We start from the raw sequence: 14240 nt of genomic DNA on the forward strand, positions 1-14240 counted from the left end.
CGCCGGCCCCCACGACGGCCCGGCGCCACGCCTCACCAACCCGGCAACCGCTCGGCGAAGCACATAGCGAGGTTCTAGAAGTTCCCACCCAGAAAGCAGGCATAACATGCGCGATCAGAAGCGAATAGGACGAATGTCCACCCCCGGTCGGACGGTACGGCTGGCGACGGCGGCCATGCTGCTGGTGGCCGCGTCCCTGGCGGCGTGCGGCGGCGACAAGGACGACGACGCGAAGGCGAGCGCCCCCAAGGCGCCGGCCGCCGTGCCGGAGCTGAGCAAGGACCCGCTGACCCTCAGCTTCATCTGGTTCGACTGGCCGCCCGCCCAGGCACTGGAAGCCTTCGCGAACGCGGAGTACAAGAAGGAACGGCCGAACGCGACCATCAAGGTCAACACGGTGCCGAACGCGAACTGGCACGACGCGATGTTCACCCAGTTCGCCGCGCGCAAGACCGACTTCGACATCGCGATCCTGGACTCGCAGCACATCGGCGAGGCCGTGACGAACGGCAACATCCTCGACCTCACGGACTTCGTCAAGAACAACATCGAGGTGCAGGCCTACGACCCGTACCTCTTGGCGGCCTACGGCCAGTTCCCCCAGGCGGAGACCGGCAAGCGCGACGAGAACGCCAGCCTGTACGGGCTGCCGCTGCTCGGTGACACCTGGACGATGATCTACCGCAAGGACCTGATCGGCGACAAGCCGCCGCAGACCTGGGACGAGATGATCTCGGTCGCCGGGAAGTGCCAGGCGGACAACCCCGGCGTGAGCGGGCTGGCTTTCCACCAGGCCAACGGCTCCGACGCCGCGGCCGTCACCTACAACACGGTCAACGGCGTCTACGGCGGCAACCTCTGGGACCCGAAGGCACGCAAGATCCAGGGCGTCCTCAACGACGCGGCGGGCCAGGAGGCGATGGACGTCCTGGTGAACAAGATGAAGCCGTTGACCGCCAAGGGCTCCGGCAACTGGTTCATCGACGAGGTCAACGCGGCGGTCGCCCAGGGCAAGGCGTGCATCGCGTTCAACTGGATCGCGGCGAGCGGCGGCCTGCTCGACCCCAAGCAGTCGACGCTCGGCACCACGCGGGAGCAGATCCTCGACAAGCTGGGCTTCGCCACCCTGCCGACCCAGAAGACGAACCTGGTCCCCCTCGGCGGGATGGGGATGCACGTGTCGGCCTACTCCGGCGCGGCGAACCAGGCCGAAGCCCTGAACTTCATGAAGTGGTTCGAGCGGGCTGACATCCAGAAGAAGTGGGCCGCCGCCGGTGGCGTGCCATCGCGTACCGACGCGATCCAGTCACCCGAGTTCCTCAACGCCGGGCCGTTCAACAAGGTGTACGCCGACTCGGTGCCACGCATGCGGGACATGTGGAACGTGCCCGAGTACGCGCGCCTCGTCGACATCGAGAACACCAACGTGAACGCGGCCCTCAACGGCGCGAAGAAGCCGAAGGACGCGCTCGACGACATCGCCAAGGAGCAGCAGAGCGTGCTCGACTCGAGCAACCGCAAGGGCGGCGACGGGCTGTGAGTGACGCCCCCCTGACGACCGACCACCCCGGGCAGGTGGCGTCCGCGACGCCGCCTGCACCGGGTCGGTCCCGCCGGCTGAGCGACCGTGGGCTCGCCGTGGCCTTCATCTCCCCTGCGCTCCTGCTGTTGCTCGCCATGTCGGTGTTCCCGTTGCTGTGGGCGCTGTACCTGTCCTTCACCGACTACTCGGCGACCCGCGGTGGCCCGGCCGACTTCGTCGGGTTCGGCAACTACACCGCCATCCTGACGTCGGCGCAGGTCCACACCCGGGCCGTGACGACGGTGATCTACGTGATCGGCGCGGTCTCCCTGCAGACCGTGCTCGGTTTCGGCATCGCCTACCTGATCTCCCGGCGCACGCACGGGCGGGGAGCGCTGACCACCCTGTTCCTGGTGCCGATGATGCTGTCGCCGGTCGTCGTCGGGTTGTTCTGGCGCTTCATGCTCGACGCGCAGTTCGGCGTGGTCAACAGCATGCTCGGCTCGGTCGGCCTGGGGCAGGTGGAGTGGCTGACCAGGCAGCGGACGGCCCTGCTCTCACTGATCGTGGTCGACACCTGGCAGTGGACGCCGTTCATCATGCTCATCGCGCTCGCGGGCCTCAGCGCCGTGCCCAAGTACCTCTACGAGGCCGCCTCGATCGACCGGGCGTCCGAGTGGTTCAAGTTCCGCACCATCACGCTGCCGCTGGTGTGGCCACTGCTGCTCATCGCCGTGATGTTCCGGGCCATCGAGGCGTTCCGGCTGTTCGACCTCGTCTACATCCTCACCAACGGAGGCCCGGGGGTCTCCACCGAGACGTTGTCGTTCCACATCTACAAGGTCGCGTTCCTGGGCTTCAACACCGGGACCGCGTCGGCGTACGGAATCCTCATGGTCCTCGTCGTCATCGTCCTCACGCAGTTCTACCTGCGTTATCTGAACAAGCTCAAGGAGGACTGATGGCTGTCTCCGTCGACGAGGCCGTGTCCACCGGTCCGGCCGGGGATCACCCACCTCCCGCACGCCGCCGCGGTGGCCGAGGCCGCTCCGCGGTCGAGGTCGCGCTACTGGCCGTGCTGGCCGCCGTGATGCTTTTTCCGGTGCTCTGGATGATCGAGACGTCCTTCAAGGAGAACCGGGACGTCTATGCCATCCCGGCCAAGTTCTTCGACTTCGCCGTCACGCTGCAGCATTACAAGGACGTGTTCGTCGCTCAGGGCGACGGCCGCACGCCCGTGTCCGTCAGCTTCCTCAACTCCTTCGTCGTCGCCGGCGCCTCCACGGTGCTGGCCACCGTGCTGGGGGTCCCGGCGGCCTGGGCCTACTCACGCTTCGCCGTGAAGGCCAAGAAGGACCAACTGTTCTTCATCCTGTCCACCCGCTTCATGCCGCCCGTGGTGGTGGTGATTCCGATCTTCCTCATGTACCGCCAGGTCGGCCTGATCGACAACAAGATCGGCCTGATCCTCATCTACGCAGCGTTCAACGTGCCGTTCACGATCTGGATGATGAAGGGCTTCGTCGACGAGGTGCCCGCCGAGTACGAGGACGCCGCCATGCTCGACGGCTACACCCGTCTCCAGGCGTTCTGGCGATACACCCTTCCCCAGCTCGTGCCCGGTATCGCCGCGACGGCGGTCTTCGCGCTCATCTTCTCGTGGAACGAGTTCGTGTTCGCCATCTTCCTCACCTCCAGCGACAGCGTCCGGACGGCCCCACCCGCCATCGCCGGCCTCATCGGCGGCACCACCACCGACTGGGGCCTCGTGGCAGCCGCCTCCGTGGTGTTCGCCCTACCGGTGCTCATCTTCGCCTACCTGGTCCGCAAGCACCTCATCGCCGGTGTGACGCTCGGGGCGGTGCGACGCTGATGGCGGGCATCGAGGTGACCGCGCTGCACAAGCGCTACCCCGACGGAACGGTCGCGGTCGAGCAGGTCGACCTGTCCATCGGCCACGGCGAGCTGTTCGTGATGCTCGGCCCTTCGGGTTGCGGCAAGACGACGACGCTGCGGGCCATCGCCGGCCTGGAGAGGCAGACGTCCGGTGACATCCGCATCGGCGACACGCTGGTCAACGACCTGCGGCCCGCCGAGCGCGACATCGCCATGGTGTTCCAGTTCTACGCCCTCTACCCGCATCTGCGAACCCGCGACAACCTGGCGTTCCCCCTGCGCGCCGAGGGCCTGCCCAAGCAGGAGGTGCACGCGCGGGTCGAGGAGGCCGCCCGGCTGATGCGGCTCGGTCCGCTCCTGGACCGGCGGCCGCGCCAGCTCTCCGGCGGCGAGCAGCAGCGTGTCGCGCTGGCTCGCGCCCTGGTGCGGCGACCGCGCGCATTCCTCATGGACGAGCCTCTCACCAACCTGGACGCGGAGCTGCGGGCGGACATGCGCACGGAGATCAAGCACCTCCAGGGAGAGCTGGGGGCGACGATGGTGTACGTCACCCACGACCAGGTCGAGGCGATGTCACTCGGTCACCGGATCGCCATTCTCAACAAGGGCCGGGTGGAGCAGATCGGCACGCCGCTGGAGGTCTACGACCGCCCGGCGAGTCTCTTCTGCGCCGCGTTCATCGGCTCCCCGCCGATGAACCTGATCGACATCGAGCTGGTCGACGGCATGCTGCACGGTCAGGGCGGGCTGGTCCTCACGCCACCGTCGGGCCTGCCACGCGACCGTCGCCTGGTCGCCGGCGTCCGGCCGGAGGCGCTGGAAGTCACCGCGCCCGGGACGGAGGGCACGATCCCGGCCCGCGTGGTCTCGGCCGAGTGGCTGGGCGACGAAATCATCTACGTGGTCGACCACGGCGGTCAGCGCGACGTACGGGTCCGGATGCCACCGACCGTTCGCTTCGCCGCCGACGCGAAGGTCGGGCTGCGGCACACCGGCGGAACCCCGGCGGTCTACGACGTGAGCACGGAAGAGCTGGTGGCCTGATGGGAACCGTGGCAGCGCACGAGCTGCGCAAGTCCTTCGGCAAGGTCCAGGCCCTGGACGGGGTGACGCTGGATGTGCCGGACGGCTCGTTCTTCGTCGTGCTCGGGCCCTCCGGGGCGGGTAAGACGACGACCCTGCGGGCGATCGCCGGCCTGGAGAAGCTCGACGCGGGGTCGGTGCACCTGGACGGGAGGGACGCGACCGGTGACGCGCCGGCCGCGCGCGACCTGGCCATGGTCTTCCAGAACTACGCCCTCTACCCCCGACACACGGTGTACGAGAACATCGCCTCACCGCTGCGGGCCCGCCGACGGTCACCGAGCGAGATCGCCGCCGCCGTCGAGCAGATGTCGAAACTGCTGCACATCGAACGTCTGCTGCAACGTCGTCCCGCCCAGTTGTCGGGCGGTGAGATGCAGCGGGTCGCCCTGGCCCGGGCGCTGGTCCGCAGCCCACGGGCGTTCCTCATGGACGAGCCGCTGACGAACCTCGACCTCAAGCTCCGCGTCGAGATGCGCACCGAGCTCACCCGCATCCACCGGAGCCTCGGCGCGACCTTCGTCTACGTGACCAACGACCAGGTCGAGGCCCTGTCCATGGCCGACCATGTCGCGGTCCTCAAGGAGGGGAAGGTGCAACAGGTCGGGACGCCGACCGAGGTGTACGAGCGTCCCGCCAACCAGTGGGTGGCCGGGTTCGTCGGGAGCCCTCCGATCAGCCTGCTCGCCTGCCGCGCCGAGGGGGATCGTCTGGTCGGCGCTGATGGCTGGACGCTGCCGCGCCCCCGCTGGACCACCGCCGAGGACGGTCGTGCGCTGCTGTTGGGCGTACGCGCGGAGGACCTGTCCGTCGAGCAGCGCGGGGACGCGTCGTTGTCGGGAGAGCTCTACGGACTTGAGCCGCTCGGTGACCGGACGGTGGTCGACGTCCGGGTGGGAACGGAGATCCTCAAGGTCAAGGCACGACCCACCATCACCGGTACGCCGGGCGAACGGCTGTCGGTCACGGTCGACCTGGACCGCGCGCACCTGTTCGACGCGGACACCGGGCTGTCGCTGTCCGAGGCGGGGCGGTAACCGCGCCGGGCGGGGACGGCACCATGCGTCCGCACTGGCGGTACCGCCTCGGCGGACCCGTCGCCGCCCGGCGACCTCACCCCGCCGAGGGCGGGTGACCCGTCCGTCGACGCGCACCCGCGCGAGGGTGCGGGCACGCCGGACATCAGCAGGAAGATCACAGGAGGCGGCGCAGTGAGTGACCCGATGAACGTCCTGGCCCCCGAGCACCGGCGGCTCCGGATCGGCGACGCCTGGCGCGACGCCGCGAGCGGAGCGACCTTCGCCGTCGAGGACCCGGCCACCGGCAAGACCATCGCCGAGGTGGCGGACGCCGATGTCGCCGACGGGCTCGCCGCGTTGGACGCCGCGAGCGCGGCATCGGCGCAGTGGGCGGCGACCCCGCCGCGGAAACGGTCGGAGTTGTTGACCGCGACGTACCGGGCCCTGACCGAGCGATCCGAGGAGGTCGCCCGGCTGATAACGCTCGAGATGGGCAAGCCGCTCGCCGAAGCTCGGGCGGAGGTCGCCTACGGCGCCGAGTTCTTCCGGTGGTTCGCCGAGGAGGCGGTACGCGTCGAGGGGCGCTACAGCACCGCTCCCGCCGGTGGGTACCGGGTCCTCACCGTGCCGAAGCCGGTCGGACCGTGTGTCTTCGTGACGCCCTGGAACTTTCCGTTGGCCATGGGCGCCCGCAAGATCGCTCCGGCGCTGGCGGCGGGCTGCACGACGATCACCAAGCCGGCCGGCCAGACCCCCCTCACCATGCTGGTGCTGGCCCGCATCATGGAGGAGGTCGGCGTTCCCCCGGGCGTCGTCAACGTGGTGACCACCAAGCGTTCCGGCTCGGTGGTCTCCGCACTGCTCGCCGACGCCCGGACCCGCAAGCTGTCGTTCACCGGTTCGACCGAGGTCGGGCGTGTGCTGCTCCGGCAGGCGGCGGACAACGTGCTGCGTACCTCGATGGAGCTTGGCGGCAACGCGGCCCTGATCGTGTGCGCCGACGCCGACCTGGACGTCGCCGTCGGCGGCGCCATGGTGGCCAAGATGCGCAACATCGGGGAGTCCTGCATCGCGGCCAACCGGATCTACGTCGAGGAGCCGGTGCGCGAGGAGTTCACGGCGCGCTTCGCACAGCGGATGGGCGCGCTGGCGGTGGGCCATGGTCTCGACGACGGCGTGGACGTCGGAGCGTTGATCGACGAGGCCTCGGTCGCCACGATCGACGGCCTCGTCACCGACGCGGTCGAGCGCGGGGCCCGGGTCGTGGTGGGCGGTGAACGCCCCGACGGGCCGGGTCACTTCTACCCGCCAACGGTCCTCGTCGACGTACCCGACGACGCCCGGATGCTGCGGACGGAGATCTTCGGCCCGGTGGCGCCGATCATCTCGTTCACGTCCGACGACGAGGTGCTGGCGAAGGCCAACGACACCGAACACGGCCTGGTCGGATACGTCTTCACTCGCGACCTGGGGCGGGCGCTCCGGTTCGCCGAGGGGTTGGAGACCGGGATGATCGGCATCAACCGTGGTCTCATATCGGACCCGTCGGCGCCGTTCGGAGGCGTGAAGCAGTCCGGGATCGGCAAGGAGGGGTCGCACGAGGGCATCCTCGAGTACCTCGATCTCACCTACGCGGCGATCAACCTGCCGTGACCGTTCTGCTGCTCCGCGCTGTCGCCCCGTACATCACCGCCGACGTTCGAAAGAGGCACCGACATGCTTGAGACCGTCCGCGGACCGCGCCAGCTGATAGTCGGTGAAGGGGTCGCGCAGAACATCCCGCGAGTGGTGGCCGAGAGTGGCTCGCGAGTCCTCATCGTGACCGATCAGGTTCTGTTGGGGCAGCCGGGCGTGGCCGGGATCGTGGCCGCCGTACGGGAGAAGGTCGACGTCGTCGAGGTGTTCTCGGACGCCACCCCGGACGTGCCACTCAGCGATGTCGCCCTGGCCGTCTCGGCCGCTGCCCAGGTGGACGCCGACGTGATACTCGCGATCGGCGGTGGCACGGTGATCGACCTCGCCAAGATCGTCGGCGTCATCCGGCGGCACGGCGGAACGCCGCGCGACTTCTACGGCGAGTCGAAGGTGCCCGGGCCGACGATCCCTCTCGTCGCGGTACCGACGACGTCCGGCACCGGCTCGGAGCTGACACCCGTCTCGGTGTTGACCGACCCGGACCGCGCGCTGAAGGTGGGGGTTTCCAGCGTCCACATCGTGCCCGACTTCGCCATCGTCGACCCCGAACTCACCTACAGCTGCCCGCCGACCGTTACCGCCCACTCCGGCATCGACGCGTTCTGCCACGCGGTGGAGAGCTACACCGCGCGACCCCGGCCCCACGGACCGCGTGATCCGGTGGAGCAGGTCTTCCTCGGTCGCAACCCGGTCACCGACCACTACGCGCTGCTCGCCGCGGAGCGGATCGCCCGGAGCCTGCGTCGCGCGGTCCGGAACGGCGGCGACACGGAAGCCCGCGCGGACATGTCCTACGGGTCCATGCTCGCCGGGCTCGCCTTCTCCCACGCGGGCAACGCGGCCCCGCACGCTCTCCAGTACCCCATCGGTGCGGCCACGCACACGCCGCACGGCCTGGGTGTCGGGCTGCTCCTGCCCTACGCGCTGCGCGCGGCCAGGAATGCCGTCGACGACCGGTTGGCCGCCCTTGCCCGGGTGTGCGGGCTCGACGTGGCCGACGCCTCGGACACCGAGGCGGCGAAGGAGTTCCTCACCTGGCTCGACGGGCTGCTCGCCGACATCGGCATCCCGCCCACCCTGGCGGACATCGGGGTGGCACGCGCCGACCTTCCGCGCTTCGCGGAGATGGCCAGTGGCGTCACCCGTCTGATCCAGAACCACCCGGGTCCGACCGACACCGCCAGTCTGACCGCGATCCTCGAAGCGGCCTGGACCGGGGACCGGGTCTGACACGTCCTGACCCGCGCCGCGGTGACGTCACTACAGTGGCCGCATGACCGCACGTCCGCCCCTGGCCGAACAGTTCGACCTCCAGCCGCATCCCGAAGGCGGGTGGTTCCGGGAGACCTACCGGTCCGCCGTCGAGTTCGAGCCCGACGGGTACCCGGGCAGCCGGGCTGCCGCGACGGCGATCCTCTTCCTCCTCGAACCGGGCGACTCGTCGGCCTGGCACACCGTGCGGTCGGACGAGATCTGGTTCTGGCACTCCGGTGGTCCGTTGGCGCTGACGATCGGCCGGGACGGTCCGCCGACGATCCTGAGCGCCCGGTGCCCGCAGGTCCTGGTGCCGGCGGGCGAGTGGCAGTCCGCGACGCCGGCGGGTGACGAGCACGTCCTGGTCAGTTGCGTGGTGAGTCCGGGCTTCGACTTCGCGGACTTCCACCTGGCGTGAGCCCGTCGCCTCGTCCACCGGAATGCCTGCGGATCCTCAGCCGGAGCCCGCTGGACCACTAGCATCCGAGCGTGACTCACGTTGCCCGTGTCCGCAGGCCGTACCCGCTGATCGTCGCCCTGGCGGTCCTGGTGGCGCTCGGTGCCCTCACGGCCTGGGGCGTCGGTGACACGCTGGGGCTGAGCCACTCCCCCGCCGCCGTGCCGCGCGAGGAGGCCGTCGCCGCGCCGGTACGGACGCCCGCGCCGGTCCCACCGTTGGCGGCTGTCGTCGTACCCGACAGTCCGCGCCTCACGAAGGCCGCGACCGCCATTGCCGACGCGGTCGTCTTCCGGGGTCTGCCCCGGCCGGTGCTCGCCTCGGCCGGGGCCGCGACCACCGCGCCGGACACCGGTACGGCGGGCGGTGGCGCCCCCGACCTGTCGGCGGTACGCACGTTGCGGGCGGGTGTGCTGGCCGCCCTTGGTGGCACGCCCGAGTCGTACCGGCTCGACGTGCGCGGCACCGACCTGGTCGTCCAGGGCGGTGACGTCGCGGGCGTGGCGGCCGGGTTGTACCGGCTGGCCGACCGGATCCGCTCCGGCGTCGAGGTGCTGCCCGCGGCGGACACGGGTCGGGTGGTCGCCCCCCGGCTCGGCCTGCGGCTGACCGACGCCGGCTCGGTGGGCCGCGAGCCCGACCCGGTCGCCTTCGCCGCCGGCGACGACTACGGCCTGAACACCGACGTGGTCGCCGCGGCGGTGCTGCCCCGCGCGCCGTGGGTGGATGCCGGCGCGGTGGCCCGCATCGACGCGCAGTTTCGCCAGATCGTCGACCATTCGGTGGCGCAGGGATACAACGGGATCGTCGTGCCCGGCTTCCTGGAGTACGTCACGTTCGCCAAGGTCGGCGACGGACGCGCGGTCTACCCGCCCGGCGACCCGCACGTCGACCGGGCGCGGGCGATGGTCGCAGCTTTCGGTCCCGTCTTCCGGTACGCCGAGGACATGGGGGTGAAGGTCTTCCTGCTGACCGACATGCTCGCGGTGTCGCCTCCGTTGGAGGCGTACCTCACGCGAACCGTCGGCGGCCTCGATGCGGCCGACCCTCGTTTGTGGGCGGTCTACCAGGCCGGTCTGGCCGAACTGTTCGAGAGCATGCCGTTCGTCGACGGCCTGATGGTCCGTATCGGCGAGGGCGGCGAGGTGTACGCCGACAGCGGCTGGGACTACTCGTCCCGACTCGCGGTCACCACCGAAGCGTCCGTACGCGCGATGCTGCGGGCGCTGCTGGACACGGCCGGCCCGGCCGGAAAGGAAATCATCTTCCGGACCTGGACGGTGGGCGTCGGCGCCGTCGGCGACCTGCACACCAACCCGGAGTCGTACGCGCAGGTCCTCGGCGGTCTCGACGACCCGCACCTGATCGTGTCCACGAAGTACACCCTGGGCGACTTCTACAGCCATCTGCCGCTGAACACGACCCTGCTGGGTGGCGGGCACCGCCGCATCGTGGAGTTCCAGGCCCGGCGTGAGTTCGAGGCGTTCGGCTCGCTGCCCAACGACCTCGGCCCGTTGCACCGCCAGGCGCTGCGCGCGTTCCTGGCCGCCAACGGAAACGTCGAGGGCGTCTGGAACTGGACCCAGGACGGCGGACCGCTGCGCGCAGGGCCCATGTCGCTGTACCTACGCGCCGGGTTCTGGCAGCTCTACGACCTCAACACGTACGCCGTCGGCCGCCTGGCGTGGGACCCAGAGGCCGACACAGCGCAGGTCACAGCGGACTGGGCGTACCGCACATTCTCCGACGACCCGGCTACCGTCGCCGCGATCGGGCAGGCCATGGCGCTGTCCCGGCAGGCGGTCACCAAGGGCCTCTACATCGGTCCGTACGCCGACCGGTCGGTGCGGGCGCTCGGGCTGGAACCGCCGCCCATGATGTGGATCTTCGAGTGGGACATCCCGACGGGCGACTCCGCGGCGCTGGACAGCATCTACGCGGTGACCGGCGGCCGCGTCGACGAGGCGATCGAGGAGGGCACGCAGGCCGTCGTGCTGGCCCGACGCATGCGCGACCTGGTCGCCTCGACCGACCCGGCGACGTGGCGGAACCCCGAACTGCGCGGGCGCTTCACCGCGACGCTCGACTACCAGGTGGACCTTTTCGAGACGCTTGGCGCGTACCGGAGGATGGTGTTGCGGCACGCGCAGTGGCTGGACACGGGCGCCCCGACCGCCCGCCACGAGTGGCGGCTGGCAGCGGCGGCGTACCGCGACGCGCGCGACACGCACCGGCAGCGCTACGCCGCCGACCTGGACCTGCCGGCGTACAACTTCACCGCCGCCGACCTCGGGGCCCGGCGCGCGGACCGGGACCCGGCGATGGCCTGGGCGGCCCGGGCGCTGCTCGCGTCGATCCTGCTGGTGATGCTGCTCGGCCTGCGCGGACGCGGGTTCGGCGCGGCCGCGGCGCGCGGGCTGCTGGTCGGCGCGCTGCGGCCGTGGCGGGTCGCGGCGCTGCCGACGCCCCCGACGCGGGCGGACCGGGTGGTGGTGTGGCTGGTCCCGGCCGTGGTCCTGGTGGCGAGCCGGCTCGTGCTGACCTGGTTCGCCGCGCCGGCGCACCTGCTGGTCACCCTCGCCGGGTGGGCGCTGTTCGCCCTCGTCGTACGCCTCGTCGTCGGCCGGCGGGACCCGTTCCACCTGTGGGCCGCGCTCGGCGGCGTCGCGCTGCTGCGCAGCGTACTTCTGCTGGCCGCGCTCGCCGGGCGCGGACCCGGCGGTTACTGGTTCGCCTTCTGGACCGCGCCGGGTCTGCGCGCGGCGTACGTCACCGTCGCGTTCGCGGCGTTCTGCTGGCTGTTCGTGGTCACCGCGGTGGTCCTGCGGGACCGCTACGGCCTGCGCCGCCGAAGCGCCGTCGGGCTGACCCTCACCGCCGTGGGCGTGCCCCTCGGCGCACTGTCCGCCCTGGTCTGGACGGTGGGCCTGGAACGTGCGATGACGGTGTGGAACGACCAGATCGCGCTGCTGCCCTGGGGTCTGTCCCGCATCCTCGGTATCACCGTCCACCTCGGCATCCCCACCCAGCTCCCGGCGTACACCGCCGCCGCCGGCGTCGCCGTGGCCGCTGCCGGTCTGCTCCTGTCGGTTGCCCGCCGGCGATCCGCCTGACCGCTCCGCCGGCGGATCGCCGCCTGGTTCTCAACTCGTACCTCCCACCCGCGCGTCAGATCCTGGACTGGCGCGACGCCCGCCGGTAGGTGACCTACGTATGACTTTGGTGTCGGCGTTCGTACCGATCTGGATCCTCACCGCTGTCGGCTACGTGGCCTGTCGCTGGGGCCTGCTGGGCGAGGCGGTGGCATCGGTGCTCGGCCGGTTCGTGTTCCATCTCGCGATGCCGTCCGCCCTGTTCCTGGCCCTGTCCCGCATGCCGCTCTCCGGGTTCGCCGGCCGCTCGCTGCTCGCCTTTGGGATGAGCACCGCCGCCGTCGTCGGATTCGGTTGGGTCGCCGCGAGCTGGCTTTTCGGTCGCCCACCGGTCGAGCGGCCGATCTGGGGCATGGCCGCCGGGTACGTGAACTCGGCGAACCTCGGCATCCCGATCGCGACGCAGGTGCTCGGCACCGTGTCGTTCCTGGCGGAGGTGGTACTGCTGCAGGTGCTGGTGGTGACGCCCGTGATCCTGATCGCCCTGGACAGGCACAGCGACCCGGCCGGGCGGGTACGGGTCCGCCGCATCGCCTCCCTACCGGTCCGCAACCCGGTGATCCTGGCGTCGCTGCTCGGCGTGGCGTGCTCGGCGGCCGACCTGCGCCTGCCGTCGGCGGCCGACACGTCGCTCGCCCTGCTGGCGGGCGCCGCGGTCCCGGCCGCCCTGGTCGCGCTCGGCGCGTCGCTGCACCGTACGGCGGCGCCGTCACGGGCAGAGCCGACCGGCCCGGCCGAGCTGGCCGTGATCGCCACACTGAAGCTCGTCGCACAGCCGGTCATCGCGTACGCGGCCGGGCTGGCGTTACACCTGTCCGCGCCGCAGTTGCTCGCCGTGGTGGTGTGCGCAGGCCTGCCGACAGCCCAGAACACATTCATCTTCGGCCAGGAGTACGGCGTCGGCGAGACGGTGGCCAACCGCGCGGTGGTCGTGACCACGACCCTGTCGCTGGGCACCCTGGCCGCAGCGGCGACCCTGCTCGGATAGGCCCGTCGGCCGGCTCGCCGGCAGTGCCGAGACCTGACCACGTCGAACGGACTGGCAGGCGCCGCGAAGGACCGGGCTGCTGCGGCGTGGCCGGCCCTCTCGCAAGGGCCGGCCTCCGGTCGGAACACCGGTCGTGGCGGCGACCACGTCAACAGTCGGTCCAGCGCACTGGAAGCCGTCGGGCGATGCTGCTTATTCCACCGACGATGAGGCCGTCGTCGGCGATTTCCTCGGCGAAGTTGCTTTGGACGTCCGGGATGGCGCCAGGCAGGGTGACGAGCCGGTCGCCGTGATCGACGGCTCGGGTGCCGAGCACCGCGCCCTGACTGTTGACGTCGTTCGGCAAGCCCAGCGCTGGGTGCACGGCGGTGGCCACGCCAGTGCGCAGATCCCAGCGCACCCCGGTGCTGTCCTCGTCCTCGCTGCCGGTGCCGAAGCGGCCAATCGCCCAGTTCCCTCGGGCCGCGTGGACCCACGCCCACCGGGCGCCGGGCACGGTGAGTCGGACGGTCCTCCCGTCGGGATGGCGTACCCAGCCGGATACGCCGGTGCCGCCGACGATGGTGCCGTCGTCGAAGATCTCCACCACTCCAGAGCCGGGCGGAGTGTCGATCACCTCGACGGTGCCCGGCCGGTCGGCGGGCCAGAGCAGCGGCAGAGACGTCTCGGTCTCCTCGATGGCGCCGGCACCGACGATGTCACCGCGCGCGTTGATGCTGTGCGCCGTGACGTTGGCGACCACCGGCGGGACGGGTAGCCACTCCAGTCGCCCCTGAACGTAGCGCCAGGGGCGGTAGACGTCACCGACATAGGCAGTGCCGATGGCGACACCAAATCGATTGATGCTGTAGACCTGCGGCTCCGTCTGGAATTCAACGACGGTGAGGCGGGGTTGGTTCCAGACCCCGGGCCGCGTGGCCCAGAGCAGCAGCAGCGGCTGCCGATCCTCGCCATCGACTCGGTAGCCGGTACCGACGATGAACCGACCGGTCGGGTCGACCGCCCGAGCGTCGCCGTTCAGGTCCGCGGGCAGGGGCAGTGGTCGTAGCGTGCAGGCCGACACGGTTCGCGCCTGCGGCCCGGCCGTGGCGACGCCGGGCAGGCCCAGCGTCGCGACGAGGACGCCTACGCTCAGACCGGCCAGGAAACTGTTCCGAGAGATCCGGGTCATCTC

Annotated in this window: 11 protein-coding genes; 10 read left to right on the top strand and 1 reads right to left on the bottom strand. The window is 70.6% G+C overall.

Translation table 11 applies throughout. From position 1 onward, the window contains the following. The first annotated feature begins 133 nt into the window (after positions 1-133). The 10 genes from ACQPZK_RS19470 (at position 134) to ACQPZK_RS19515 (ending at position 13066) form a co-directional block, all read left to right on the top strand. Positions 134-1540 (top strand): extracellular solute-binding protein, encoded by a 1407-nt coding sequence (locus ACQPZK_RS19470; protein ID WP_433534362.1) that lies wholly within the window; start codon positions 134-136, stop codon positions 1538-1540. Next, positions 1537-2484: a carbohydrate ABC transporter permease gene (locus tag ACQPZK_RS19475; RefSeq protein ID WP_433534363.1), complete on the top strand. Its 948-nt coding sequence runs from the start codon at positions 1537-1539 to the stop codon at positions 2482-2484. The genes ACQPZK_RS19470 and ACQPZK_RS19475 overlap by 4 nt, the downstream gene beginning before the upstream one ends. Beyond that, positions 2484-3395 (top strand): carbohydrate ABC transporter permease, encoded by a 912-nt coding sequence (locus tag ACQPZK_RS19480; protein ID WP_433534364.1) that lies wholly within the window; start codon positions 2484-2486, stop codon positions 3393-3395. The genes ACQPZK_RS19475 and ACQPZK_RS19480 overlap by 1 nt, the downstream gene beginning before the upstream one ends. After that, positions 3395-4462: an ABC transporter ATP-binding protein gene (locus ACQPZK_RS19485; protein ID WP_433534365.1), complete on the top strand. Its 1068-nt coding sequence runs from the start codon at positions 3395-3397 to the stop codon at positions 4460-4462. The genes ACQPZK_RS19480 and ACQPZK_RS19485 overlap by 1 nt, the downstream gene beginning before the upstream one ends. Further along, on the top strand, positions 4462-5538 hold the full coding sequence (locus ACQPZK_RS19490; protein ID WP_433534366.1) for an ABC transporter ATP-binding protein: 1077 nt from the start codon (positions 4462-4464) through the stop codon (positions 5536-5538). The genes ACQPZK_RS19485 and ACQPZK_RS19490 overlap by 1 nt, the downstream gene beginning before the upstream one ends. Before the next feature lie 174 nt (positions 5539-5712). Further along, the gene (locus ACQPZK_RS19495; RefSeq protein WP_433534367.1) at positions 5713-7173 is read left to right on the top strand and encodes an NAD-dependent succinate-semialdehyde dehydrogenase; all 1461 of its coding nucleotides are present in this window, start codon (positions 5713-5715) and stop codon (positions 7171-7173) included. A gap of 63 nt (positions 7174-7236) precedes the next feature. After that, the gene (locus ACQPZK_RS19500; protein ID WP_433534368.1) at positions 7237-8445 is read left to right on the top strand and encodes an iron-containing alcohol dehydrogenase; all 1209 of its coding nucleotides are present in this window, start codon (positions 7237-7239) and stop codon (positions 8443-8445) included. A gap of 43 nt (positions 8446-8488) precedes the next feature. Continuing rightward, positions 8489-8887 carry a cupin domain-containing protein gene (locus ACQPZK_RS19505; protein ID WP_433534369.1) on the top strand — a complete coding sequence of 133 codons (399 nt, stop codon included), beginning with the start codon at positions 8489-8491 and terminating at the stop codon, positions 8885-8887. Positions 8888-8958: 71 nt separating this feature from the next. Then, entirely contained in the window at positions 8959-12039 is a 3081-nt protein-coding gene (locus tag ACQPZK_RS19510; RefSeq protein WP_433534370.1) for a hypothetical protein, read from the top strand. Positions 12040-12139: 100 nt separating this feature from the next. After that, the gene (locus ACQPZK_RS19515) at positions 12140-13066 is read left to right on the top strand and encodes an AEC family transporter (RefSeq protein WP_433534371.1); all 927 of its coding nucleotides are present in this window, start codon (positions 12140-12142) and stop codon (positions 13064-13066) included. A gap of 148 nt (positions 13067-13214) precedes the next feature. Here ACQPZK_RS19515 and ACQPZK_RS19520 read toward each other — a convergent pair whose 3' ends face one another. Beyond that, positions 13215-14237 carry a hypothetical protein gene (locus ACQPZK_RS19520; RefSeq protein WP_433534372.1) on the bottom strand — a complete coding sequence of 341 codons (1023 nt, stop codon included), beginning with the start codon at positions 14235-14237 and terminating at the stop codon, positions 13215-13217. Positions 14238-14240: the final 3 nt, after the last annotated feature.

Source organism: Micromonospora sp. CA-249363 (genome assembly GCF_050950185.1).
GTDB lineage: Bacteria > Actinomycetota > Actinomycetes > Mycobacteriales > Micromonosporaceae > Micromonospora.

What these genes read in the sequence shown, in the direction of transcription:
- ACQPZK_RS19520 (WP_433534372.1), bottom strand. Translation starts at nt 14,237, where the DNA reads ATGACCCGGATCTCTCGGAACAGTTTCCTGGCCGGTCTGAGCGTAGGC.
- ACQPZK_RS19500 (WP_433534368.1), top strand. Translation starts at nt 7,237, where the DNA reads ATGCTTGAGACCGTCCGCGGACCGCGCCAGCTGATAGTCGGTGAAGGG.
- ACQPZK_RS19485 (WP_433534365.1), top strand. Translation starts at nt 3,395, where the DNA reads ATGGCGGGCATCGAGGTGACCGCGCTGCACAAGCGCTACCCCGACGGA.
- ACQPZK_RS19480 (WP_433534364.1), top strand. Translation starts at nt 2,484, where the DNA reads ATGGCTGTCTCCGTCGACGAGGCCGTGTCCACCGGTCCGGCCGGGGAT.
- ACQPZK_RS19505 (WP_433534369.1), top strand. Translation starts at nt 8,489, where the DNA reads ATGACCGCACGTCCGCCCCTGGCCGAACAGTTCGACCTCCAGCCGCAT.
- ACQPZK_RS19515 (WP_433534371.1), top strand. Translation starts at nt 12,140, where the DNA reads ATGACTTTGGTGTCGGCGTTCGTACCGATCTGGATCCTCACCGCTGTC.
- ACQPZK_RS19490 (WP_433534366.1), top strand. Translation starts at nt 4,462, where the DNA reads ATGGGAACCGTGGCAGCGCACGAGCTGCGCAAGTCCTTCGGCAAGGTC.
- ACQPZK_RS19470 (WP_433534362.1), top strand. Translation starts at nt 134, where the DNA reads ATGTCCACCCCCGGTCGGACGGTACGGCTGGCGACGGCGGCCATGCTG.